At 73.7% G+C, this 24,409-nt stretch carries 23 protein-coding genes and 2 pseudogenes; 16 read left to right on the forward strand and 9 right to left on the reverse strand.

Features of this window, described 5'->3' with window-relative positions; genetic code table 11:
- Positions 1–122: SDR family NAD(P)-dependent oxidoreductase (locus UW392_RS65310; protein ID WP_320784973.1), on the reverse strand; the 122-nt coding region annotated here is incomplete at its 3' end.
- A 205-nt stretch (positions 123–327) separates the two neighbouring features.
- Here UW392_RS65310 and UW392_RS65315 point away from each other — a divergent pair.
- Positions 328–1,320 (forward strand): AraC family transcriptional regulator, encoded by a 993-nt coding sequence (locus UW392_RS65315; RefSeq protein ID WP_320784953.1) that lies wholly within the window; start codon positions 328–330, stop codon positions 1,318–1,320.
- A gap of 45 nt (positions 1,321–1,365) precedes the next feature.
- On the opposite strand, the gene UW392_RS65320 is transcribed toward UW392_RS65315, so the two are convergent.
- The gene (locus UW392_RS65320) at positions 1,366–2,361 is read right to left on the reverse strand and encodes an alpha/beta hydrolase (protein ID WP_320784954.1); all 996 of its coding nucleotides are present in this window, start codon (positions 2,359–2,361) and stop codon (positions 1,366–1,368) included.
- Between the two features lie 356 nt (positions 2,362–2,717).
- Here UW392_RS65320 and UW392_RS65325 point away from each other — a divergent pair, with 356 nt between their 5' ends.
- A complete protein-coding gene (locus tag UW392_RS65325; RefSeq protein ID WP_320784955.1) occupies positions 2,718–3,497 on the forward strand; it encodes a helix-turn-helix domain-containing protein in 780 nt (259 codons plus the stop codon).
- Positions 3,498–3,660: 163 nt separating this feature from the next.
- Positions 3,661–4,278: an AbgT family transporter gene (locus UW392_RS65330; protein ID WP_320784956.1), complete on the forward strand. Its 618-nt coding sequence runs from the start codon at positions 3,661–3,663 to the stop codon at positions 4,276–4,278.
- A 70-nt stretch (positions 4,279–4,348) separates the two neighbouring features.
- Here UW392_RS65330 and UW392_RS65335 read toward each other — a convergent pair whose 3' ends face one another.
- Complete coding sequence (locus tag UW392_RS65335) at positions 4,349–5,473, reverse strand: amidinotransferase (protein WP_320784957.1); 1,125 nt, start codon at positions 5,471–5,473, stop codon at positions 4,349–4,351.
- A 230-nt stretch (positions 5,474–5,703) separates the two neighbouring features.
- Here UW392_RS65335 and UW392_RS65340 point away from each other — a divergent pair, with 230 nt between their 5' ends.
- From UW392_RS65340 to UW392_RS65365, 7 genes and pseudogenes are all read left to right on the forward strand, one after another.
- Positions 5,704–6,273, forward strand: coding sequence for a TetR/AcrR family transcriptional regulator (locus UW392_RS65340; protein ID WP_320784958.1), 570 nt, complete (start codon positions 5,704–5,706; stop codon positions 6,271–6,273).
- A 56-nt stretch (positions 6,274–6,329) separates the two neighbouring features.
- Positions 6,330–7,520: a GDSL-type esterase/lipase family protein gene (locus UW392_RS65345; protein WP_320784959.1), complete on the forward strand. Its 1,191-nt coding sequence runs from the start codon at positions 6,330–6,332 to the stop codon at positions 7,518–7,520.
- A gap of 164 nt (positions 7,521–7,684) precedes the next feature.
- Positions 7,685–9,448, forward strand: a complete 1,764-nt coding sequence (locus UW392_RS65350) for a beta-galactosidase family protein (RefSeq protein WP_320784960.1) — start codon at positions 7,685–7,687, stop codon at positions 9,446–9,448.
- A gap of 99 nt (positions 9,449–9,547) precedes the next feature.
- Entirely contained in the window at positions 9,548–10,612 is a 1,065-nt protein-coding gene (locus UW392_RS65355) for a LacI family DNA-binding transcriptional regulator (protein ID WP_320784961.1), read from the forward strand.
- 100 nt (positions 10,613–10,712) lie between these two features.
- Positions 10,713–11,768: a maleylacetate reductase gene (locus tag UW392_RS65360; protein WP_320784974.1), complete on the forward strand. Its 1,056-nt coding sequence runs from the start codon at positions 10,713–10,715 to the stop codon at positions 11,766–11,768.
- A 23-nt stretch (positions 11,769–11,791) separates the two neighbouring features.
- A pseudogene (locus UW392_RS67250) lies at positions 11,792–11,977 on the forward strand (hypothetical protein); the annotation flags it as partial.
- Between the two features lie 33 nt (positions 11,978–12,010).
- Positions 12,011–12,487 (forward strand): T-complex 10 C-terminal domain-containing protein, encoded by a 477-nt coding sequence (locus tag UW392_RS65365; RefSeq protein ID WP_414497850.1) that lies wholly within the window; start codon positions 12,011–12,013, stop codon positions 12,485–12,487.
- A gap of 12 nt (positions 12,488–12,499) precedes the next feature.
- Here the strand turns inward: UW392_RS65365 and UW392_RS65370 are convergent, their stop codons facing one another.
- Positions 12,500–12,973: an ATP-binding protein gene (locus tag UW392_RS65370; protein ID WP_320784962.1), complete on the reverse strand. Its 474-nt coding sequence runs from the start codon at positions 12,971–12,973 to the stop codon at positions 12,500–12,502.
- Between the two features lie 143 nt (positions 12,974–13,116).
- Positions 13,117–14,622: a SulP family inorganic anion transporter gene (locus UW392_RS65375; RefSeq protein WP_320784963.1), complete on the reverse strand. Its 1,506-nt coding sequence runs from the start codon at positions 14,620–14,622 to the stop codon at positions 13,117–13,119.
- A gap of 424 nt (positions 14,623–15,046) precedes the next feature.
- Here UW392_RS65375 and UW392_RS65380 point away from each other — a divergent pair, with 424 nt between their 5' ends.
- Complete coding sequence (locus tag UW392_RS65380) at positions 15,047–15,502, forward strand: MerR family transcriptional regulator (protein ID WP_320784964.1); 456 nt, start codon at positions 15,047–15,049, stop codon at positions 15,500–15,502.
- A 23-nt stretch (positions 15,503–15,525) separates the two neighbouring features.
- Here the strand turns inward: UW392_RS65380 and UW392_RS65385 are convergent, their stop codons facing one another.
- A complete protein-coding gene (locus tag UW392_RS65385) occupies positions 15,526–16,416 on the reverse strand; it encodes an EamA family transporter (protein ID WP_320784965.1) in 891 nt (296 codons plus the stop codon).
- A gap of 170 nt (positions 16,417–16,586) precedes the next feature.
- On the opposite strand from UW392_RS65385, the gene UW392_RS65390 reads away from it, so the two are divergent.
- Positions 16,587–17,438 (forward strand): hypothetical protein, encoded by an 852-nt coding sequence (locus UW392_RS65390; RefSeq protein WP_320784966.1) that lies wholly within the window; start codon positions 16,587–16,589, stop codon positions 17,436–17,438.
- Between the two features lie 147 nt (positions 17,439–17,585).
- On the opposite strand, the gene UW392_RS65395 is transcribed toward UW392_RS65390, so the two are convergent.
- Positions 17,586–18,515, reverse strand: coding sequence for a LysR family transcriptional regulator (locus UW392_RS65395; protein WP_320784967.1), 930 nt, complete (start codon positions 18,513–18,515; stop codon positions 17,586–17,588).
- Between the two features lie 135 nt (positions 18,516–18,650).
- Between UW392_RS65395 and UW392_RS65400 the strand changes: the two genes are divergently transcribed.
- Together UW392_RS65400 and UW392_RS65405 are read left to right on the forward strand one after the other, a co-directional pair.
- Positions 18,651–19,493, forward strand: a complete 843-nt coding sequence (locus UW392_RS65400) for an SDR family NAD(P)-dependent oxidoreductase (protein ID WP_320784968.1) — start codon at positions 18,651–18,653, stop codon at positions 19,491–19,493.
- A gap of 99 nt (positions 19,494–19,592) precedes the next feature.
- Entirely contained in the window at positions 19,593–20,654 is a 1,062-nt protein-coding gene (locus tag UW392_RS65405; RefSeq protein WP_320784969.1) for an ABC transporter permease, read from the forward strand.
- Between the two features lie 96 nt (positions 20,655–20,750).
- On the opposite strand, the gene katG is transcribed toward UW392_RS65405, so the two are convergent.
- Positions 20,751–22,997 (reverse strand): catalase/peroxidase HPI, encoded by a 2,247-nt coding sequence (gene katG / locus UW392_RS65410; RefSeq protein ID WP_320784970.1) that lies wholly within the window; start codon positions 22,995–22,997, stop codon positions 20,751–20,753.
- A 243-nt stretch (positions 22,998–23,240) separates the two neighbouring features.
- Between katG and UW392_RS65415 the strand changes: the two genes are divergently transcribed.
- On the forward strand, positions 23,241–23,651 hold the full coding sequence (locus UW392_RS65415; RefSeq protein ID WP_320784971.1) for a Fur family transcriptional regulator: 411 nt from the start codon (positions 23,241–23,243) through the stop codon (positions 23,649–23,651).
- Positions 23,652–23,751: 100 nt separating this feature from the next.
- On the forward strand, positions 23,752–24,174 hold the full coding sequence (locus UW392_RS65420) for a DUF6003 family protein (RefSeq protein WP_320784972.1): 423 nt from the start codon (positions 23,752–23,754) through the stop codon (positions 24,172–24,174).
- A 39-nt stretch (positions 24,175–24,213) separates the two neighbouring features.
- Here UW392_RS65420 and UW392_RS65425 read toward each other — a convergent pair.
- Positions 24,214–24,409, reverse strand: a pseudogene (locus UW392_RS65425) (hypothetical protein); the annotation flags it as partial.

A 24,409-nucleotide genomic window follows, 5' to 3' on the forward strand; every position in this document is an offset into this window, starting at 1 on the left:
GCGAGCAGCGCGACGCGCGCCCCGCGGGCGGCGAACGCCCGCGCCGTCGCCCGTCCGACGCCCGCGCTCGCGCCCGTCACCACCACTGTCTGCCGCTCGTGCGCCCTCGGTGCCGGTGCCATCGGGACTCCTCACTGTGCCGTGCCGCGCCCGCGTGCCCGGCGCGCGTACCACGGTCGCCGTACGCGGAAACGGAATCTGCCCGTCCGGGCTCCTGGAGTGGGGCAACGGTTCACGCCGGACACCGGCGTGCCCCGGCGGACGGCGGCCATCGGGGTGGGTGGCGCTGTTGGAGAATGACCGGTGGTGATTCTCCCGGGAGGCCGTGTGCTGCTGCTCGATCTCGACTCCGTGGCGCCGCGTGAGCGGGCGGAGGCGTTCCGTCACGCGCTGACGGACTCGTTGGTGCCCAACGACGTGTACCCCGAGGGGCACGGGTCGGGCATGCACGCGCGCGCGGAGCTGTGGCGGATGGGAGACGTCACCCTCTTCTCCAGCGTCAGCTCGGGCTTCGAGGTGCGGCGGACGGCGCGCCACGTCCGCCACCACCGGAGCCGTCCCGTGGTCTCCGTCTCGCTGCAGACCCTCGGGGTGCACCGCGCCGAGGTCTCCGGCCGGCAGCAGCTCCTCGGCGCCGACGACATCTGCGTCTTCCACGAGCTGTCGCCCCGCGTGTACGGCTGGTCCGGCGACGGGGCGTCCCGGTCCATGATGTTCGACGTGGACCGCCTCGGCGTGCCGGTCGCGACGGTGGTGGAGGCGTTCCCTCGCCTGCGCGCCAGCCCGCTCCACGACCTGGTCCTGCACCACCTGCGGGGGGTGTGGCGTGATCCCGGCCGGCTGGAGGCCGACGCCGGCGCGCCGGCCCTGGCGTCCGCCACCACCGAACTCGTCCGCGCGCTGCTCGTCTCGGCCGCGCACACCGGGGAGACCGCCGCGGTGCGGTCGGTCATGGACGACACCCTGCTCACCCGGGTCCTGGCGTACGCGCGGCGCCATCTCGCGGACCGCGACCTGACGCCCGAGCGGATCGCGGCGGCGCACGCCGTCTCGGTGCGCCACCTCTACTCCCTGCTCCACCGGGCGGGGATCAGCCTGGAGCAGTGGCTGATCACGGAACGGCTCGGCAAGGCGCGGCAGATGCTGGCCTCCGCGCGGTACGACCGCCTCACCGTCGCGGCGGTCGCCGCCCGGTGCGGGTTCGCCAGCCCCAGCCACTTCAGCCGCCGCTTCCGGGCGGCGTACGCGGTGGCGCCGAGCGAGTGGCGGCGGCTCCGGGACGCCGTGCCCGTGGACGGGGGCACGTCGGTGCCGGCGTGACCGGTGACCGGGCCCGGACCGCGCGGTGTGGGGGTGCGCAGGCTCTCAGGCGCTGTGCAGGTTCGTGTGCAGGGTGTCCGTGACCTGGATGCGGGCCGCCCTGGACGCCTCCGTGTCGCGGAGCGGGTCGAACAGGACGAAGCCGTGGATCGTGCCGTGGTAGCGGATCGACACGACCGGGACGTCCGCCTCCCGCAGGCGTGCCGCGTACGCCTCCCCCTCGTCGCGGAGCACGTCGGCCTCGGCGGTGAGGACGAGCGCCGGCGGCAGGCCCGCGAGGCGGTGCGCGGGTGCGCGCAGCGGGGAGACGGTGCCGTGGGCGCGGGTCAGCGGGTCCGGCGCGTACCGCTGCCAGTAGTCGCGCATGGCGGCGCGGCTCAGGAAGTACCCGTCCGCGAACCGGCGGTGGGACGGGGTGTCCATCGCCGCGTCGGTCACCGGGCAGACCAGCACCTGGTGGCGGATGCGCGGGCCGCCGCGCTCCCGCGCCACGAGGGTGAGCGCGGCCGCGACCTGCGCGCCCGCGCTGGCGCCGACCACCGCGATCCTGCTCCCGTCCAGCCGGCTGCCCGCGCCGTGCCGGGCGATCCACCGGGCGACGGTGTGGGCCCGCTCGACGGCGGCGGGGTGCCGGGCGTCCTCGGGCAGGTCGTACTCGGGGACCACCACGGCGGCGTCCGCTCCGAGCACCAGGTCCGCCACCAGTCTCCGGTGCGCGTGGGCGTCGGTCAGCATCCAGCCCACCCCGTGCAGGTACAGCACCACCGGGAGTGGCTCGTCCGTGCCTGCGGGGCGGAGGATCCGCACCCGGACCCGGCTGCCGCCGTCGCCCGGCAGCGCCAGCCACTCCTCCTCGACGTCGGGCTCGTCCCGGCCGCCGCCGTCCCAGTGGGCCGCCATGCGCGCCCTGGAGGCGGCGGCGTCGGTGTGCGGGGACAGGGGCCAGGTGTGGGCCTCGACGAAGGCACGCGTCCGCCGGTCGAGGACGGGTGTCTCCCGGCGGACCGGTGTCTTCCGGCGGACCGGTACGTCTTCTTCCACCAGCACTCCTGCGTGAGGACGGATCACGGGCCGCTCGGCAGAGCGGCTGGTGCTCCCTGGTCCGGCAGACAGGCGCTCGGTGCCGGAAGCGGTCTGCCGGCACCGGGGCCACCTTATGGGTGACGGGCGGGGACGGGGCGGTTCCGGCGTACCGGTCCTTGCCCCTGCGCGCACGATTCCCGCTGCGGCCAGGGGCTAGGGCCGTGCACGGTGGGGCATCACGGCAGTGGCACGGTGGTCGGGGGGAACACCGGGACCGGACGGTACTCCGTGGTCGGTGCCGGTGCGGGACCCCGCGCGCGCCGGCCGGCACGCGGTCCCGCCCCACACCGATACCGATGCCGGAAGACACCCCCATGCCGACAGACACCGCCCCGTCCGCACACCTGATGTCCCTCCCCTGGCCGCTGCGGAGGGATGACGAGGAGTGCCTCCACCTCGCCCTCGCCACGGCCGGGCCGGTGCCGCTCACGCTCGCGGGCCGGCGGCTCGACGTGGAGCCCGGCGACCTGGTCCTCGTGGCGGGGGCCCTGCCGCCCGGCCCCTTGCGGGACGGGGGCCGGTTCACCGTCTTCCGGGTGCCCGGCTCGTACCTGGGTGTCCCGGCGGCGGACCTCCGTGCCCTGACGCACCGGCAGGTGGGCGGCGGCAGCGGCCTCGGCGCGCCCGTCTCCCAGCTGCTCACCGCGCTCGCCCGCGGGACCGGCGGCAGGAGGCTCGCCCTCAACGCCGCGGAACTGGTCGTCCTCCTCGTGCAGGACCTCCTCCGGGAGCGTCACCGCACGGTCCCGGACGTCACCGGCGCGATGCTCGACCGCATCCGGGACCACATCGGGGAGCACCTGGGGGACCCCGGGATGTCGCCCGAGACCATCGCCCGGGCCCACCACATCTCCGTCCGCTACCTGCACAAGCTGTTCCACGGCGAGGGCACCACGGTCGGTACGTGGATACGCCGGCGCAGGCTGGAGGTCTGCCGGCTGGAGCTGGGCGGGGCGTCCGGCCGCCGGCGCACCGTGGCCGCCGTGGCCCAGAGCTGGGGGTTCACCAGCGCCTCCCACTTCAGCCGGCTCTTCAAGGAGGCCTACGGCATGTCTCCCCGCAGCTGGCGGGACCTGGCGGCCGCCGACGGGTGAGCCACCCGCACCGGCCGGGGGCGCTCACCCCCCGGCCGCAACCGGCAGCTCCATGGGGACCGTGAGCACGCTGTGACCGCGCCGGTCCAGCACCCGGCCCACGTTCTTCTCGGCGCGCAGCACCACGGCACCACGCCGACCCGGAGACCGAACCCTGACCGGCGTGGTGCCGCTGCTGTTCGGGGCGTTCGTGATCGCCGGCGTCGTGTACGGGGTGATCGCGGGCACGGTGCGGCACAAGGACGACGTGCCGAGGACGATGGGTGAGTCGGTGACCTCCATGGCGGGGTACATCGTGCTCATCCTGGTGATCGCCCAGTTCATCGCCGTCTTCAACTGGTCGAACGTCGGGACGCTGCTCGCGGTCAAGTGCGCCGCGGCCCTGGAGTCGGTGGGACTGACCGGGTTCTCCGCGGTGGTGCTCCTCGTCCTCGTGGTGAGTGTGCTGAACCTGTTCGTCACGTCCGGGTCGGCGCTCTGGTCGCTGATGGCGCCGGTGTTCGTGCCCACCTTCGCCCTGATCGGGACGGAGCCCGCACTGACCCTGGCGGCGTTCCGCAGCGCCGACTCCTCCGCCCAGATGATCACACCGCTCAACCCGTACCTGTTCCTGTCCCTGGCGCTGCTGCGCACGTACGAACCGGATGCGTCCCTGGGCATCCTGATGTCCCGCCTGGCGGTCTACCTCGTGCCGTTCCTGGTCACGTGGCCGGCGGTGCTCGGCCTCTTCCACGCGCTGGACCTGCCGCTGGGTCCCGGGGCGAGGGTCCGGCTGCCGTGAGCCCGGCCGTGCGTCCACGGCACGCCCCGGGCGCCGCGCGTGCGGCGCCCGGGGCACATGACACCGGCTTTCAGTCGACGTACGACTCGAGCACGCCGCGCCGCCGGACGTCGAGCGTCGCGCAGTGGAACGAGCCGCCGAACGGCGCGTAGTGCAGCATGTCGCACGGGATCGGCTCGAAGCCCCAGTTCTCGAGCGCGCGCAGCATGCCGGTGTGGTGCCGGTCCACGATCACCCGCTTCTCGTCGACCATCAGGACGTTCATGCTGAGCCACTTGCCGCACATGGAGGTGACCCTCAGCAGGCGCTCGTCGATCGGGTCCGGCTCCGGGGCGATCAGGACGTCCCAGGAAGCGAGGACGTCGGGCAGGCCGTCGACGTCGATGTACTCGGGGTTGACCATCACCTTGCCGGGCGCGAGCAGCACGAACGTCGTGTCGATGTGCATGGGCGTACGGCAGCGGCTCCCGACCTCGTGGACGCGGTAGCCCGGCCCGAGGTGGCGGCGCACCCAGTCGATGCCCATGCGGTTGGTGACGTTGCTCCGGGTGACGAACAGGTCGCGTCCCGCGCGGACGAAGTCCGCCGCGTCGAAGACCGGCTCGAACTCGGTGAGGATGTAGCGCATCGGCTCGCCCGCCCCGGGGACCCGGAAGTCCGCCTCGTACAGCTCGTCGGTGAGCTGCGGCTTCGGCGCCGCCGTCCAGCGTGCGCCGCGCCGGAAGTACTCCTTGAGGAGCGTCCGGTAGGAGTGGGTCTCGAAGTACCGGCACGGCCAGGCCATCGGGGTCTCGATGATCTCGTCGCCGACGACGAGCATGCTGTCGCGCGGACAGGTGTTGCAGAACCCGCGCGAGGACCAGTCGGGGGTGCCGAAGCGCCGCCGGTGGTCGACCGGGTCCGGCCGCCTGACCGTGATGCCGAGGGACTCCAGGAGCGCGGTGAACTGGTCCAGTTCCTGCTGGGCCCGCTCCACCAGCAGCCGCGGGTAGCGGAAGCCGGCGGCCATCCCCTGCAGCCGCGCCGCCCACGGCGGCATGTTGCAGGTCACCACCGGGTGCCCGGAGGGGATCGCCGCGCCGTCGAGGCGTCCGACGACGATCTCCTCCAGCGGGTCCCACTCGTTGTGCGAGCCGACCGGCGGGGTGAGCGGTTCCACGGCGCCCGCGGGCGTGACCGGCAGCGCCGGCGTCACGCCGGCTCCCCGGCCCGCGTACGGGCCTGATCGCCTGCCGCTGTCCGCATCCCGGTCCTTCGCGCCGCGCCTGGAGTGTCCGGTTCCACGGTGCGGCCCCGGGCGGGAGCGAGCACCCGGGGACGGACCGAACGGGCGAGCGCCATTTGCCTAATACCTTTAGGTAACTGCATAATCAATCTCGTCACCCACCGAATGGGTTTCGGAACGGCAGAACTGGAGGGAGCACCATGGTCCGCGCGGGGCTGACCCCGGAGCGCCTGGCACAGGTGGGCGCGGAGCTGGCCGACGAGCTCGGCTTCGATCAGGTGACCGTCTCGGCGCTGGCCCGGCGGTGCGACGTCAAGGTGCCGAGCCTGTACTCGCACGTGAGGAACTCCGAGGACCTCAGGACCAGGATCGCCCTGCTCGCCCTGGAGGAGCTGGCCGACCTGGGCACCGCCGCGCTGGCCGGACGGGCCGGCAAGGACGCCCTCACCGCACTGGCGAACGTCTACCGTGACTACGCCCGCGCCCACCCCGGCCGGTACGAGGCCAGCCGGATGCGGCTCACCCCGGAGGTGGCCGCCGCGAGCGCGGGCCCCCGGCACTCCCACATGACGCGGGCGATCCTGCGCGGCTACGACCTCACCGAGCCCGACCAGACCCACGCGGTCCGGCTGCTGGGCAGCGTCTTCCACGGCTACGTCAGCCTGGAACTGGCGGGGGGCTTCAGCCACAGCGCCCCCGACTCGCAGGAGAGCTGGTCACGGAGCCTGGACGCCCTCGACGCCCTGCTGCGCAACTGGCCCGCGGCCTGACCGTCCGTACCGCCGCCCCACCACTGACCATCACCACCAGGATCAGGCTGAGAACGATGACTACCGAGCACGACCACGCACACGACCGGATCACCACACCCGTCACCGCGGACCTCCTGCGCGGCGCCGTGGAGCTGGAGCGCACCGCACACGGCGTGCTCCCCCACCGGCTGCCGTCCTGGGCCCGCGCCCAGTGCGCCGACGGACAGCTCGCCATGGCCGAGTCCCAGCCCTCCGGCGTCCGGCTGGCCTTCCGCACCCGCGCCACCGCCGTCGAGCTGGACACACTGCCCACCAAGCGCGTGTACGTGGGTGCGCCGCCCCGCCCGGACGGCGTCTACGACCTGCTCGTCGACGGCCGCCTGACCGCGCGGGGCAGCGTCACGGGCGGCCGCACCGTGACCGTCGACCTGGCCACCGGAAGCACCGGACACCACACCGGACCCGCCGGCACGCTCCGCTTCGGCGGCCTTCCCGAGGGCGTCAAGGACGTCGAGATCTGGCTGCCGCACAACGAGACCACCGAACTCGTCGCGCTGCGCACCGACGCCCCCGTCGAGCCCGCGCCGGACCGGGGGCGGCGGGTGTGGCTGCACCACGGCAGCTCGATCAGCCACGGCTCCGACGCCGCGAGCCCCAGCACCACCTGGCCCGCGCTGGCCGCCTCCCTCGGCGGCGTGGAGCTGGTCAACCTCGGCTTCGGCGGCAGCGCCCTGCTCGACCCGTTCACCGCCCGCACCCTGCGGGACCTCCCGGCCGACCTGATCAGCGTCAAGATCGGCATCAACCTGGTCAACTCCGACCTGATGCGGCTGCGCGCGTTCGGGCCGGCCGTCCACGGCTTCCTCGACACCGTCCGCGAGGGCCACCCCGAGACCCCGCTGCTGGTCGTCTCACCGATCCTGTGCCCCATGCAGGAGGACACCCCCGGCCCGGTCGCCTTCGACCTCGACGCGCTCGGCGAGGGGAAGCTCCGGTTCCGGGCCACCGGAGACCCGGCGGAACGCGCGGCCGGGAAACTGACGCTGAACGTCGTCCGCGACGAGCTGGCCCGCATCGTGGCGCAGCGCTCGGCCGGGGACCCGCACCTCCACCACCTCGACGGCCGTGAGCTCTACGGCGAGGCGGACCACGCCGAACTCCCCCTGCCCGACGGCCTCCACCCGGACGCCGCCGCCCACCGCCGCATCGGCGAGCGCTTCGCCCGGCACGCCTTCTCGGGCCCGTTCGCGACCCGCACCGCCTGAGCGCAGGCTCCGGGACCGGGCCCGTCGCCCGAGGCGCCACCCGCGGGCGACGGGCCTCCCGCGCGTCCCGCCCGGTACGGACGGGACGCCTTGAACTCCTCCAAGTTACCGGTAACATCCCACCCACCGGAGCACCACGAGCCCCACGCGGAGGAGACCCGCCCATGCCCGCACTGACGACGACGTCCGACGGCTTCCTGCTGCGCGGCGAGCCCCTGCGGATCGTCTCCGGGGCGATGCACTACTTCCGCATCCACCCCGACCAGTGGGCCGACCGGCTGCGCAAGGCGCGCCTGATGGGGCTCAACACCGTCGAGACGTACATCCCCTGGAACCTGCACCAGCCCGACCCCGACGGCCCCCTCGTCCTCGACGGCCTCCTGGACCTGCCCCGTTACCTCAGCCTGGCGCAGGCCGAGGGGCTGCACGTGCTGCTCCGCCCCGGCCCGTTCATCTGCGCCGAGTGGGACGGCGGCGGGCTGCCCGCCTGGCTCACCGGGGCCGGGGACGACATCCGGCTGCGCACCTCGGACCCCCGCTACACGGAGGCCGTCGACCGCTACCTGGACCTGCTGCTGCCGCCGCTGGCGCCGTACATGGCGGCGTCCGGCGGCCCCGTCATCGCCGTACAGGTGGAGAACGAGTACGGGGCCTACGGCGACGACACCGCCTACCTGGAGCACCTGGCCGCCGCGCTGCGCTCGCGCGGCGTGGACGAGCTGCTGTTCACGTGCGACCAGGCGGACGCGGGGCACCTGGCCGCCGGGAGCCTGCCCGGCACCCTCGCCACCGCCACCTTCGGCAGCCGGGTCGAGGAGAACCTCGGCAGACTCCGCGCCCACCAGCCCGAAGGCCCGTTGATGTGCGCGGAGTTCTGGATCGGCTGGTTCGACCACTGGGGCGGGCCGCACCACGTGCGGGACGCGGCCGACGCCGCGGCCAACCTGGACCAGCTGCTGAGCGCGGGCGCGTCCGTGAACATCTACATGTTCCACGGCGGCACCAACTTCGGCTTCACCAACGGCGCCAACCACTACCACGCCTACACCCCGACCGTGACCTCGTACGACTATGACGCCGCGCTCACCGAGTCGGGCGACCCCGGCCCCAAGTACCACGCCTTCCGCGAGGTCATCGCCCGGCACACGGGCGTGCCCGACGAGCCCGCCCCCGCCCCGAGCGCCAAGCTGCCCGTGACCGAGGTGACGCTGGACCGGCGCGCCCCGCTGCTGCCGCACGCGGACCTGCTGGCGAAGCCCGTCCGCACCGAGGACCCGGCGACGGCGGACGGCCTCGGCCTGCGCGCCGGTTACGTGCTGTACCGCGCCACCCTGCCCGCCGCCGGCGACGGCGTGCTGCACTTCGCCGGCGGTGTCGGCGACCGCGCGCAGGTCTTCGTCGACGGTTCCCCCGCCGGTGTCCTGGAACGCGAACGGCACGACGAGACGCTGCCGGTGCGCTCCCCCCGCGCGGGCGCCACGCTGGACGTCCTCGTCGAGAACATGGGCGGCGTCAACTACGGCCCCCACATCGGCGACCCGAAGGGCCTGCTCGGCCCCGTCTCCTTCGACGGCACCGCCGTACGGGACTGGGACTGCCACGCCCTGCCCCTGGGCGACCTGGACGCCCTGCCCTTCGCGCCGGCCTCGGGCGGAAGCGCCACCCCCGCCTTCCACCACGGCACCTTCGAGGTGCTCGAGCCCGCCGACACCTTCCTCTCCCTGCCCGGCTGGACCAAGGGCCAGGCCTGGGTCAACGGCTTCCACCTGGGCCGTTACTGGAACCGCGGTCCCCAGCGGACCCTGTACGTGCCCGGGCCGGTGCTGCGGGCCAGCGCCAACGACCTCGTCCTGCTCGAACTGCACGCGAGCACCACCTCGCGCGTCGTCCTCACCGACGCCCCCGACCTCGGTCATGAGCAGTCCTGACCCCGTCTCCCCGGCCTATCCTGTGACTCCGTCCCGGCCGCGCACGGCCCGGGACGGAGTCCGCCGAAGGCCGGAGCGAGGCCGGGAGGGTCCGGTGTCATGACGGGGAGCACGGCCGAGGGCCCGGCCCGCAAGGGACGCAGCCGGCGCGGTTTCGCGGGCGCGCGCCCCGTGATGGACGACGTGGCGCGGCTGGCCGGGGTCTCCAAACAGACCGTCTCGCGCGTCCTCAACGACCATCCGTCCGTACGCCCGGACACGCGCGAGGCCGTCCTGGAGGCGATGCGCTCGCTCGGCTACCGTCCCAGCCGCAGCGCGCGCTCCCTGGCCAGCGGCCGGACCCGCACGCTCGGGGTCATCTCCTTCGATGCCGCCCGGTTCGGCCCCGCCTCCATCCTCACCGCGATCAACACCGCGGCGCAGGACTCCGGTTACCTGGTCAGTTCCATCGCGATCACCACCGCCGACCCGGAGCCGGTGGCGCAGGCCGTGCAGCGGCTGACCGCCGAGGGCGTCGACGGCGTCATCGCCATCGCCCCGCAGCGCGGCGTCGGCCGGGCCCTGGCGGACGCGCGTCCCGGCATGCCGCTGGTGATGCTGGAGAACGACCTCGCGGACGGCACGCCCCTGGTCACCGCGGACTCCCGGACGGGCGCCCGCGAGGCGACCGAGCACCTCCTCCGCCTCGGGCACCCCACGGTCTGGCACCTCGCGGGCCCGGTCGGGTGGATCTCCGCCGAGCAACGCCTCGACAGCTGGCGCGCCACCCTGACGGCGGCCGGCGCCCCGGTCCACGCACCCCTCGTCGGCGACTGGAGCGCCGATTCCGGGTACCGGCTGGGACGGCTCCTCGCCGAACGCCCGGACGTCAGCGCCGTGTTCGCGTCGAACGACCAGATGGCGCTCGGGGTGCTGCGCGCCTTCCACGAGGCCGGCCGCCGGGTCCCGGACGACGTGAGCGTCGTCGGGTACGACGACATCCCCGAGGCCGCGCACTTCCTCCCCCCGCTGACGACCGTGCGCACCGACTTCCGCGAGATCGGCACGCGTGCGGTGGGTCTCCTGCTGGACCGCATCGACGGCCGGGTCCGGACCGGCGGCGTGCCGGTCGCACCGGTCGAACTCGTCGTGCGGCGCAGCAGCGGACCCGCGCCGGGAGGCTGATGTCCCGATTGTCACCGGGCCCCCGGACGCGTCCCGTACCGTCGGCTACGACATGATCACCACCGCCGCACCGGCGAACCGACGACGGAGGCCCACGTCCATGTCCCGATCCACCGCCCGCACGGTCGTCGCGCACGAGACGCTGCCCGTCCGCGTCCTCCTCGGACCCGGTGCCCGGCACCGGATACCGGAGGAACTCGCGGGGCTCGGCGCCCGACGGGTGCTGCTCGTCTCGGCCGGGTCCGCCAAGTCCGCGGCCGACGAGCTGGCCGGGGCGCTCGGCCCCCGGCTGGCGGCCCGCTTCGGCCGGCCCGCGGTACATACGCCGGCCGGCGTGACGGAGGAGGCCATGGAGGTCGTGCGGGAGAGCGCCGCGGACGCCGTGGTGGCCCTCGGCGGCGGCTCGGCCGTCGGCCTGGCCAAGGCGCTCTCGGCGCGTACGGGCATGCCGCAGCTCGCGGTGCCCACCACGTACGCGGGCTCGGAGGCGACCCCCGTCCTCGGTGAGACGGAGGACGGGGTGAAGACCACCCGCCGCGACCCGGCGCTCGCCCCGGGCACGGTGGTGTACGACCCCGAGCTGACGCTGACGATGCCGCCCGGACTCACCCTCACCAGCGCCCTCAACGCGCTGGCCCACGCGGTCGAGGCGCTGTGGGCGCCCGACGCGAACGCGGCCACCGACGCGCTGGCGGCCGAGGCGGCCGAAGGGGTCCTCGCCGCGCTCCCGGAGGTGCTGCGGGAGCCGGCCGGCCTGGCGGGCCGCATCCGGCTCCAGGAGTCGGCGTGGCTCGCCGGACTGTGCCTGGCGCAGACCCGCACGGGGCTGCACCACCAGCTCGCGCACGCCCTCGGCGGAGCCTTCGACCTGCCGCACGCGGAGCTGCACGCACTGCTCCTGCCGCACGTCCTCGCCTTCAACCTGCCCTGGGCTCCCGGGGCGGCCGCCCGGCTGCGGCGGATCACCGGCGGCGATCCCGTCGCGGTGGTCGGCCGGCTGGCCCGCGGCCACGACGGCCCGACCACGCTCGGCGCGCTCGGCGTCCCGCGCGACGCCCTGCGCACGGTCGCCGAACGCGTCGCCGACCGGCCGTACCCCAACCCGCGCACCCCGGACGCGGACTCCGTGACCCGGCTGCTGGAGGACGCCTGGTGATGCCGCGTCCCCGCCGCGGATTCATGGCACCACGCTGGGAGCCAGATCCCGACATTCGCAGGGGTCGTAGCGCCGTCCACACCCTCACACTTGGTCGCCCGGGAGGAAACGCTTCCGAGCGCTGCTCCGACCCGCACAGGTGCCGGCCCTTCCTGCCCGTCACCCGGGCGTGCTCCGGACCCGCCTCACCGTACTGGGCGAGCAAGGCGTTCCTCGGCCTGCTCCTGCCCGCCGACCACCCCGTGTGGACGGCCGCCGAGGAACCCGGTCCGGTCGAGGACACCCCCCACCACAGCCGTCTCGCCTACTCCAGCGCCACCGCGCCCGACACCCCGCCGGACGCCACGGTGACCGGCCCGCACCGGGCGCTCGTCCGCCGCGACGACGGTCTGGCCAGCGCGCTGGTCGGCCTGCTCGGCTGGACGGCTCCCGGCGCCGACGGCCGCGGCGACGTCGTCCGCGCCCGGGGCCCCAACGCGTACGGCCACCACTCGGCCACCCCGGTCCTGCTGGCCCGCCACCCCGGCGGCACACTGCTGCTGGCCACCCTCCTGGTCCTGTCCGCCGACCCGTCCGGGTGCGCGGACATCCACGCGCTGCGCTCCGGGACCGGGGTGCGCACGGCCGAGGACGGCACGGTGGAGATCCGGTTCCCGGACGGCACGACCGAGCGGGTGCACCCCCGCGAACTCACGCCACCGGGGAGTGTCCTGCCCTGAGTCGGCGGGGCGTCATGCCTCGCCGCGGGCGTCGGGGGTGCGGGAGCCGTCGAGGGCCGCGCAGCAGCCGCCACCGCCGTCGGCGGTGGGCGGGCGGAAGCAGGCGAGGACCGTCTTGCCGTGCGTGCAGCGCTGCGCCTCCCAGCCGTCGGCCAGGGCGTCGACGAGGAACATGCCCCGCCCGCCGAGGCGTTCGGTGCTCGGCGGCTTCGGCGTCGGCAGGTCGGTGGAGCCGTCGTGCACGGCGATGTGCAGGCACTGGTTGTCCCAGGTCAGCATCAACTGGGCCGCGCTGTGTGCGTGCAGGTGCGCGTTGGTGACCAGTTCCGAGACCGCCAGCAGCACCGAGTCCACCGTGTCGGGGGCGTCCTCGGTCCACCCCAGCGTCTGCAGGTGCTCCAGCGTCCAGTCCCGTGCCGCCTTGGCCCCGCTGCTCAGCGGGATGCACCGGGCCCAGCCCACCGCCCGCACCGACGATTCACCCATCGTGATCCCTCACCCGAGATGGTTCCTGGTCTTGGTCCTCGGCCCGATCGGGCACTGTGGGGACTCGGGTACCCGGCGTTCCCGCCTTGACGCCGGTGTCCGTGCGGGACCACTTCTGACACACCGTCAGGTACGGCCCGGCCTCACTCGCTGGTGGCCAGTTCGCCGCTGAGCCTGCCGTGGAGGTGGGCGCTGGGCCCGTTCAGGCCGGTGATCTCCACGGTCTTGCCGCGCCGGCCGTACCTGGTCGTGACGGCGTCGAGGGCCGCCACCGAGGAGGCGTCCCAGACGTGCGCGGCGGACAGGTCGATGACGACCCGGTCGGGGTCGCCCGCGTAGTCGAACCGGCCGACCAGGTCGTTGGACGAGGCGAAGAACAGCTCGCCGGTGACCGAGTAGACGACACAGGTGCCGTCGGGGTCCCGTACGGCGGTGACGTCGGCGAGGCGGGCGACGCGCCGGGCGAAGACGACCGTCGCGGTGACGGTGCCGACGACCACGCCGACGGCGAGGTTGTGGGTGGCGACCACGCAGGCGACGGTGACGGCCATGACGACGGTCTCCCCGAGCGGCATGCGCCGCAGCGTCCCGGGCGCGACGGAGTGCCAGTCGAAGGTGGCCACCGAGACCATCACCATCACGGCCACCAGGGCGGCCATGGGGATGTCGGAGACGACCGGGCCGAAGACGATGCACAGCACCATCAGGAAGGCGCCGGCCAGGAACGTGGAGAGCCGGGTGCGGGCGCCGGAGACCCTCACGTTGATCATCGTCTGACCGATCATGGCGCAGCCGCCCATGCCGCCGAAGAAGCCGGTGACGATGTTGGCGACGCCCTGGCCGATGGACTCGCGGGTCTTGGAGGAGCGGGTGTCGGTGATGTCGTCGACCAGCTTGGCGGTCATCAGCGACTCCATCAGCCCGACCAGCGCCATGGCGAGCGCGTACGGGGCGATGGTGGTCAGGGTCTCCCAGGTGAAGGGCACGTCGGGCAGGCCCGGGACGGGGAGCGAGGACGGCAGGGTGCCCTTGTCGCCGACGGTCGGCACGGCGATGCCCGCACCGAGCGTGATGGCGGTGAGGACGACGATGGACACGAGCGGGGCGGGGACCACGGTGGTGACCTTCGGGAAGAACACCATGAGCGCGAGACCGCCGGCGATGAGCGGGTAGACCGGCCACGGCACGTCGGTCATCTCCGGCACCTGGGCCATGAAGATCAGGACGGCGAGCGAGTTGACGAAGCCGACCATGACCGAGCGGGGCACGAACCGCATCAGCCGGGCGACGCCCAGGGCGCCGAGCACGATCTGGAAGACACCGGCGAGGATGACCGCGGCCACCAGGTACCCGAAGCCGTGCTCGCGGTTGAGCGGGGCGATGACCAGGGCGACGGCTCCGGTGGCGGCGGAGATCATCGCGCGGCGCCCGCCGACGACCGAGATGACGACGGCCATGGTGAAGGAGGCGAACAGGCCGACCGCCGGATCGACGCCGGCGATGATCGAGAACGAGATCGCCTCGGGGATCAGCGCGAGGGCGACGACGAGACCGGCGAGCACCTCGGTGCGCCAGACCCGGGGGTCGTTCAGCCAGTCGGGGCGCAGGCCGCGCAGTCGCGCGAGGGGAAACGTCGCAGACGAGGACAAGGAGACGGGTACCGTTCGTACGGGCGCACCCGGCCGGCAGGCGTGGGCGCACGGGAAGGACGCGCAGGGCCGGACCGGCTCTGCCGCGGGCGGCCCGTGGGGCGGGCCGGGAGTCTGTGCGGTGGACGTGGCCGGGCGCCGCGACGCGCGGGGCCGCGTCAGGTGCGGGACATCAGGGCGGGCAGGCGGCGGCGCCGGTCACCTGGGGCATGCGTAGGCTCTCTCCTGCGGGGTTCGGTGCCGCGCACCGGGCTTCTGCCGAGGCGGTCATCGGCTCCGGCGCGTCCGGCGGACGGCCGAGCTCCGCCGACGGGAACGGCACGAGCCGTCGACGACCACAACTCTACCCTAACGTTAGAGTAGAGATAGATCAGGGTCCGCACCGGGTGCGGTCACCCCACCGGAAAGGGCCGGGACCACGGGCGTGGACAGCAAGCACATGCAGATCGGCGAGGTCGCCGCGCGGACGGAGCTGTCCCTGCGCACCATCCGGCACTACGAGGAGAGCGGCCTGGTCATCCCCTCGGCCCGCTCCCAGGGCGGTTTCCGCCTCTACACCGAGTCCGACGTCGCCCGCCTCATGATCATCCGTCGTATGAAGCCGCTGGGCTTCACCCTGGACGAGATGCGCGACCTGCTGGCAGCCACCGACCGCCTCGACGCCTCCGGCGGACCGGGCGCACCGGACGAGGAGGAGCGGGCGGCGCTGCTGGAGCGGGTACGGGGGTACGAGGCCGCCGCCGCCCGGAAGATCGAGGAACTCCAGGTGCAGCTCTCACGCGCCGAGGACTTCGCCGCAACCCTCCGCGCCCGCCTCGCGGACGGCGACCCGACCGCGGACGGGGACCCGACCGCGGCCGCCGGACCCACCCGCGGCTGACGGGCCACCCCGCCCGTCGACGCTCACCCGAGGCTCAGCAGCACGACGGCGCCCGCGGCGCCCAGCAGGCCGGTGGCCTGCGCCCTGGTCACCCTCTCGTGCAGCACCGTGAGCCCGAGGAGCGTCGGGACGGCCGGGTACATGGAGGCCAGCACGACCGCGACGGCCAGCATCTGCTGCCGGGTGGCCCAGAGGTAGAGGATGAGGCCGAGGGCCGCGCCCGCCCCGATCGCGACCGCCCGGACCGACATCCCGAGGGGCCGCCGGAACTGGGCGGAGTGCCGCCGCGCGCTCGGCAGGAGCAGCAGGACCGCGGCGACCCGCCCGGCGACCACGGGCCACACCCCGCTCGCCGCGTCCGCCTGGGCGAGCCCGATGTACTGCACGGCCACCCCCAGGCTGGCGATCAGGCCGTCCGTCGCCACCCGGCCCGCGGGCGACGGACGGCCGCGCCCCGCACGGCCGCCGGAGACCAGCCACAGCGCGGGCACGGTGACGCAGATGCCCCACCAGGCCAGGGGGCCGGGCCGGTCGCCCAGGAAGGCGACGCCGCAGACCACGGACAGCGCCACACCGGTGACGGCGCTCACCGGGACCACCACGCTCATGGCGCCGCGGCTCAGACCGCGGTTGAGGAAGTGCATGGCCGCCGCACTGCCGGCACCGGACAGCACCCCCCACAGCACGTCCGCGGACCGCACCGCTTCCGCGGGCAGCACGAGGGCGAACGCGAGAGCCGGCAACAGGCTGCCGATCTGCCCGAGGAAGGTGACCACGGCGAAGTGCATCCGGCGGGACAGCAGCCCGCCGGCGAAGTCGACGACGCCGTAACAGGCCGCGGAGGCCAGCGCCAAGGAGACACCCACCCGTCCCCGGTGCCCGGCGTCACCGTGCCCATGCACGGCCTGCCCCACCGGTCTCCACTTCCTCACCGATCGATCACAACTCGCGGGATCGGCAGGTGTGTTCGCACGCAACAGGGGCACTTGGGACAGCGAGCCGGTACTGAGTCGCACCGGTTCGTCATACTTCGAGGGGAGAAAGCTTGATGAACAGGACGCGCAGGGGGGCCAGGGTCGGCACGTTGACTGTCGCGAGCGTCCTGGTGGGCACGGTGCTGGTCGGTTGCGGCGACGGCGACGACTCCACCGACAGCGCCGGCAACGCTTCCACGAGCGAGAGCCCGGGTGCCCGGGAGGACGGCACGCAGGCGGTGCGCGCGGCCTACGACAAGACGGCCGAGGAGGAGACCGCGCGGATGACGATGCGGGTGCAGACCTCCGCCCAGGGCCAGTCGGTCACCGTCGACGGGGAGGGCACCATCGACCTGGCCGACGGCGACAGCGTCATGACCGCCACCGCGCAGGGCCAGAAGGTCGAGCAGCGGGTGGTCGACCAGGTCCTCTACCAGAAGGCACCCGGGCAGGAGGGTGCGGGCGGCAAGCCCTGGATCAAGATCGACCTGGAGAAGGCCGCCCAGCAGCAGGGCGCGGGCGGCCAGTCCGTCAACAACCCCGCCGACTCCGCGGCGTACGCCAAGGCGATCACCGACAAGGACGTGACGGAGAAGGGGACGGAGACGATCGACGGCGTCGACACCACGCGCTACCGCGTCACCGTCGACGTCGCCGAGCTGCCGAACGGCGCGCAGCTGAGCCGGCAGGTGGGACAGACCCTGCCCATGGACGTGTGGCTCGACGACGAGGGCCGCATCCGCCGCCAGCAGCTGGACATGACCGTCAAGGCTCCGGCCGCCTCGACGGAGCAGTCGGCCGCCGACTCCTCGGCCGCGCCGCAGGAGGCGAAGGTGCGCACCGTCATGGAGTTCACCGACTTCGGCACGGAGGTGGAGGCCGAGGCACCGCCGGCGGACCAGGTGACCGACATGACCGGGAAGCTCTCCGAGCAGCAGGGCCAGACGCAGGGGCAGGGCTGACGCCCCTCCCCGCATCGGCCGCCGCGCCCTCTGACGGCGAGCGTCCGAAGGCCGCACGACACGTGGGCCGGAGCCTCGACGGGCGCCGGCCCACGTGTCGTGTTCCGCGGCGGACCGCGGACGCCGCTGTGCTGCTGGGCGGGGTGATCAGCCGCTACCACGCACGCTCCTGTCGTACGGCGGCGCCACGTCCTCCTCCAGCCGGTCGCGCAGGGCCGTCACCGCGTGCCGGGCGAAGCGGCGTGCGTCCGCCGTGCCGCCGGCGCGGGCCCACAGCAGACGCAGGGGGACGCGTGGTCCGTCCGCCAGCCGGAGGGCCACCGTGCCTTCGGGCGTGCTGGTGCCGAACGCCGGCACGGCGGTGAGGGCGACGGCCTGGCCGAGGCGGACCACGGCAAGCATCTGGAGCCCGTCACTGACTTCCGGGCCCGCCCTGCCCGGCAGCCCGTCCGGCCACAGGGCCGGGTCGCCGAGCGGGTCCGGGGAGCCGCGCCAGCCGACGAGGGGCTCGTCGGCGAGGTCGGCGACGCGCACCGTCCGCCGCCGGTCCGCGAGGTGGTGCCCGGCGGCGACCATCACGTGGGTGGGCAGGTGGCCGACGAGGACGCCGTCGAGTCCCGCTTCCGGGGCACCGCGCCACAGCACGAGGTCGGCGCGGCCCGTGCGCAGCGGGTCGAGCCGGTCGCCCAGGGTGCCGACGACGGTACGGGCGGGCCGGGGCGGACCGGTGTCGTTGTAGGCGCGGACGAGCTCGTCCAGCAGGGCGGCGTCACAGCCGGGACCGGTCACCGTCAGCGCGTCCCCCGGCGCCGCCACCCGCCGCACCTGCGAGAGCGAGCGGTCGAGGTGGGCCAGGAGCGACCTGCTCTCGGCGAGCATGACCTCCCCGGCGGAGGTGAGGCCGACCCCGTTCGTCGTCCGTTCGAACAGGGTGACGCCGAGGGTCTTCTCCAGACCGCGGATCGCGCGCGACAGCGCCGGCTGGGTCATCGTCAGGCGGTGCGCCGCACGCGTGAAGTTCAGTTCCTCGGCCACCGCGACGAAGTAGTGGACCCGTCTGATCTCCACGTCATCCATGGCTCCAGGCTCGCACATGCGGCGATGCCACCAGGGCATGGCCCCATGCCGAATGGGACCTTCCACGGCCGTGCGCGCTGCGGTCTGCTGGACCCCATGACAACGGAACCCTCTCTCAGGACACGCAGGGCGATCGTGACCGGCGGAACGGCCGGCATCGGTCTCCAGCTCACCCTCGAACTGGCGGCGCAGGGCTGGGACGTCACCGTCGTGGCCCGTGACGAAGCACGCGGCGCCGCGGCCGTGGCCCGCATCGACGAGGCCGCGGGCCGTGCCGCGGGCCGCTTCGTACGCGCCGACCTCTCCTCCGTGGCCGAGACCCGGGCGACCGGGCGCCGCCTGGCCGCCGAGGGGCCCCTGCACCTGCTCGTGAACAACGTGGGCGGCATGTGGACCGAACGGTGGCTGAGCCCGGAGGGCATCGAAGCCAGTGTGGCGCTCAACCACCTGTCCCCCTACGTCCTCACCGAGACGCTGCTGGAGTCGCTCACCGCCGCCGCGCCCAGCCGGATCGTCAACATCACCTCGGGCGCCGTCGCGGCCGCGCTGCCCGTCTTCGACGACGTGGAGCCGCCCGGCCCGCACTACGGCCTGGCCGCCACCGGCCGCGCCAAGCTGGCCCACCTCGCGCACACCGTGGAGCTGGCCGGACGGCTGGCGGACACCGGCGTCACGGTGCTCGCCGCCGACCCCGGGCCCGCCGCCACCGACAACGCGGCGCAGATGACCGTCGACATCCTCCCGCCCGAGCTGCGCCCACACTGGGAGCAGATCCGGGAGGGCGTGACGAGGCCCCTGCACCTCGCGGTGCGGGGCCCGCTGGCGGCCGCGACCGGAGCCGTTCCGGCGGCCGGGGCCGGCCTGGTGATCGGGCCCGCCGGGGAGCCGGACAGCACCCTGCTCGGCTCCGTGACCCCCGAGGTCACCCGGGCCGTGCGGACGTGGACGGAGAAGCTGCTGGCCACGACGGGGCCGTGAGGGCGGGGTGATCGTGAGGGCGGTCGTGAGCGGCACGCCGTCGGGTACGCGCGGAGCCGTACAGCCGACATCCCGCTGACGAAAGCTAACGTATTACCCATGTCCGACATGTCGCATGGTGTTCACGGCAAACCACCGACGCACGAACAGCGGTGGGCGAGGTTCAAGGAGTCGCCCTTCCTGCCGGCCACCGTCCTGATGCTCATCCTGGCGGCGGCGGCCGGCCTCTTCGCCGGCTCCTACACCTACACCATGGCCAACCCCACCCCGCACTCGATCCCGGCCGCGGTCGTGGGCCCCCACGAGCAGGACCCCGGCAGGACCTTCCTCACCGGCATGGAGGAGGCGCTCGACGCCTCGGTGAAGGTGCATCCCTACGGCACCACGGAGCAGGCCCAGGAGGCGATCGACGAGCAGAAGGTCTTCGCGGTCTTCGACGTGCGCGAGGACGACCGGTCCGTCCGCGTCCAGCTGTCCGGGGCCTCCGGGGCCACCGTGTCCCAGGTCCTGGACCAGGCGGCGGTCGCCGTCGGCGAGGAGACCGGCATCAAGGTCACGGTCACGGACGTCAAACCCCTGCAGGACGGCGACCCCCGCGGTCTGGCGATCTTCTACATCTCGCTGGCCGCCGTGATCATCGGCTTCGTCGGCGCGATCCAGCTGAGCGTGCACGCGCGGGCGCTCACCCCGCTCGAACGGGTCGCCTTCACCGCCGCGTACGCCATGCTCGGCGCGTTCGCCATCGCCGCGGTGGTGGACTGGCTGCTCGGCGCGCTCGACCTGCCCTTCGCCGAGTCATGGGCGATCCTCGCCTTCACCATGTTCACCAGCGGCATGGTCTTCACCATGTTCAACACCCTCGTCGGCCGCTGGGCGATGCTGCCGACGTGGGGGCTGATGGTGCTGCTGGGCAACCCCTCCTCGGGCGGCGCGGTGTCCTGGCCGCTGCTGCCCTCCCCGCTCGGCGCCGTCGGTCAGTGGCTGCCGCCGGGCGCCTCCGTCAACGCCCAGCACACGGCGGTGTACTTCCCCGGGCACCAGCACGCCTTCCCGTTCCTGGTGATGGCGGGCTGGGCGCTGGTGTCCTGCGTGGTGTTCTGGACCTGGCGGCACCGGCACCCCGGCGGCCGCGACACCCGGCCGGCGCACGCCGCGGAGTGAGGCTCCGTCCGGGACGGTCCCGGTGCCGGCGTGCGCGGGAACGCCCGGGCCGACCGTACACACGTACGGCCGGCCCGGGCGCCGTCGTCAGGCGAGTCAGACGAGGTCGAACCGGTCCAGGTCCATGACCTTGCTCCACGCGGCGACGAAGTCCTTCGCGAACTTCTCCTTCGCGTCGTCGCTCGCGTAGACCTCGGCGAGGGCGCGCAGCTCGGAGTTGGAGCCGAACACCAGGTCGGCACGGGTGCCGGTCCACCTGACCTCGCCGGTGGCGCGGTCGCGGCCCTCGAACGCGGACTGGTCCTCGGACGTCGAGCTCCACGCCGTGCCCATGTCGAGCAGGTTGGCGAAGAAGTCGTTCGTCAGCGTGCCGGGGTTGTCGGTGAGGACACCGGTCCTCGAGCCGTCGTGGTTCGCGCCGAGCACGCGCAGGCCGCCGACCAGGACGGTCAGCTCCGGGGCGCTCAGCGTGAGCAGGTTGGCGCGGTCGATGAGCAGGTACTCGGCCGGCAGGCGGTTGCCCTTGCCGTAGAAGTTGCGGAAGCCGTCGGCCCGGGGCTCCAGCGCGGCGAAGGACTCCGCGTCGGTGTGCTCGTCACCCGCGTCGACCCGGCCCGGGGTGAAGGGCACCTCGAGGTCGAACCCGGCGTCCTTGGCGGCCTTCTCGACGGCGGCGGAGCCGCCGAGCACGATCAGGTCGGCCAGGGAGACCTTCTTGGCACCGGCGCCGGAGTCGAACTCCTGCTGGATGCCCTCGAGGGTGCGCAGGACCAGCGCGAGCTGGTCGGGGTTGTTGACCTCCCAGTTCTTCTGCGGCTCCAGGCGGATGCGGGCGCCGTTGGCACCGCCGCGCTTGTCGCTGCCGCGGTACGTGGAGGCCGACGCCCACGCGGTGGAGACCAGCTGGGAGACGGTCAGGCCCGAGTCGAGCAGCTTGGCCTTGAGCGCCGCGACGTCGTCCGCGTCGATGAGCTCGCCCTCGCGCTCCGGCAGCGGGTCCTGCCACAGCAGGGTCTCCTCGGGCACCTCCGGGCCGAGGTACAGCGACTTCGGGCCCATGTCACGGTGGGTCAGCTTGAACCAGGCGCGCGCGAACGCGTCCGCGAACTCCTCCGGGTTCTGCCAGAAGCGGCGGGAGATCTCCTCGTAGACCGGGTCGAAGCGCAGCGCCAGGTCGGCGGTGAGCATCGCCGGGGCGATCTTCTTGTCGGCGTCGTGGGCGTGCGGGACGGTGCCCTCGCCCGCGCCGTCCTTCGGCTTCCACTGCTTGGCGCCGGCCGGGGACTCGGTCAGCTCCCACTCGTAGCCGAAGAGGTTCTCGAAGAAGCCCATGCTCCACTGCGTGGGCGTGGTGGTCCAGGTGACCTCCAGGCCGGAGGTGATCGCGTCCGCGCCCTTGCCGGTGCCGAAACTGTTCCGCCAGCCCAGGCCCTGCTCCTCGAGGCCGGCGGCCTCCGGGTTGTCCCCGACGTGGCTGTCCGGGCCGGCGCCGTGGGTCTTGCCGAAGGTGTGGCCACCGGCGATCAGGGCGACGGTCTCCTCGTCGTTCATCGCCATGCGGCGGAACGTCTCGCGGATGTCGCGGGCGGAGGCCAGCGGGTCCGGGTTGCCGTTCGGGCCCTCGGGGTTGACGTAGATGAGACCCATCTGGACCGCGCCGAGGGGCTCCTCCAGCTCGCGGTCACCGGTGTAGCGCTCGTCGCCGAGCCAGGTGGTCTCCGGGCCCCAGTAGACGTCGTCCTCGGGCTCCCACACGTCCACGCGGCCGCCGGCGAAGCCGAACGTCTTCGCGCCCATCGACTCCAGGGCGACGTTGCCCGTGAGGATCATGAGGTCGGCCCAGGAGATGGCCTTGCCGTACTTCTTCTTCACCGGCCACAGCAGCCGGCGGGCCTTGTCCAGGTTGCCGTTGTCCGGCCAGCTGTTGAGCGGGGCGAAGCGCTGCTGGCCGGCGCCGGCACCGCCGCGGCCGTCGCTGATCCGGTAGGTGCCGGCGCTGTGCCAGGCCATGCGGACCATCAGCGGGCCGTAGTGCCCGAAGTCGGCCGGCCACCAGTCCTGCGAGGTGGTCAGCGTCTCGGCGATGTCCCGCTTCACGGCCGCGAGGTCCAGGGACCTGAACGCCTCGGCGTAGTCGAAGTCCTCGTCCAGGGGGTTGGCCACGGCCGGGTTCTTGGCCAGGATCTTCAGGTTCAGCCGCTCGGGCCACCACTGACGGTTCCCGCCGCCCTGGGTCGGGTGCGGGGCGCGCGCGGTGTGCGCGACGGGGCAGCCACCCGCGCCGTCCGACCCCTCCTGGGAGGTTTTGGGGTCGGTGACGACTGCGTCGTGGTTCTCAGACATGGGTTTCCTTCCGGACCGAGCGGTCACGGTGATGGGTGACTGCCGGTGGCGGCAGTGGTGCTGGAACGGGCGGGGCGCGGGCCCCGTCGGGGTGACCCCGTCCTCGGCCCTTGGCCGGTGCCGGAACAGATCCTACGATTGACAGAGTCCAAGTCAAGAAGTGGGTTGGTCCCCCGGTCAGTTGACATTGCCGCCTCCCTCCATAGACTTCGTGCGCCATCGAAACCGAATGGGTGAACCAACATGAGTGACCTGCTGGAGCGGCTGCGCGGACGTGGCTGGCGGATGACGTCCCAGCGGCGGGTCGTGGCGGAGGTCCTCGGCGGCGACCACGTTCACCTCACGGCCGACGAGGTGCATGCCCGCGCCGTACTGCGGCTGCCCGAGATATCCCGCGCCACCGTCTACAACACCCTGGGCGAGATGGTGTCCCTGGGTGAGATCGTGGAGGTCTCGACCGAGGGCCGCGCCAAGCGCTACGACCCCAACGCGCACCGGCCGCACCAGCACCTGGTCTGCTCCGGCTGCGGCACCATCCGCGACGTGCACCCGACCGGGGACCTCCTGGCCGGCCTGCCGGCCGAGCAGCGGTTCGGCTTCACGGTCTCCGAGGCCGTGATCACCTACCGCGGGCTCTGCCCCTCCTGCGCCTGACGCGGTACTCCGCCCGCCGGGAGCGTCGGCTCCACGATGATCCGGCCGACTCGGGGTAGGGGGACGGCAAGCCACTCCACCACCCCCCGGAGGACCGAGGATGACCGACGACGCCTACCTGTTCCTGCTGGACGACGAGACCGTACGGCTCGGTGTGCCGCCGGCCGCGCTCGGGACGCCGGCCTGCATGGAGACCCCCGCCGTGCTCGCCTGGCTGGCCGCGCACGACGTCACGGCGACGTCCCGCGCGCTGCGGTTGCTGCCGCCCGAGGACACCGCGGCCGTCCCGGAGGGCGCGGAGCGGCTGCCGGTCCCGCTCAGCGACGAGGAACTGACCCTGCTGCGTCACCACAACGCGCCCCGGTCCCTCGTGGGGATCGAGGAGGAGCTGCTGGCCTACCGCGACATCACCGACGGCCGGGAGGCACTGCTCGTCCGCGCCCTGGCAGCGGGCGTGCCCCTGGTGCGCATCGCGGAACTGACCGGTGAGGACCCCGCGGCCGTCGCGGCCGCGACCGGCTGACGGCGGGCACGGGCGGAAGGCCGGGCGGCCGGGGGCGGCTCAGTCCGTCGTCTGGTCGTGCGGGGCCGTCGCGGGCGTGTCGGTGACGCGGTCCCGCCCGCCGTCGTGTCCGGACACCACCACGGCGACGATGCCGACGGCCACGGCGACGACGACGGCCCGGCCCACGGCCCGCCCGGCCCACGCCGGCAGGGAGACCCCGCCCCGGCGGCCGGGCGCGCCGAGCCGCTCGGCG

The organism is Streptomyces sp. CRN 30 (assembly GCF_034105845.1).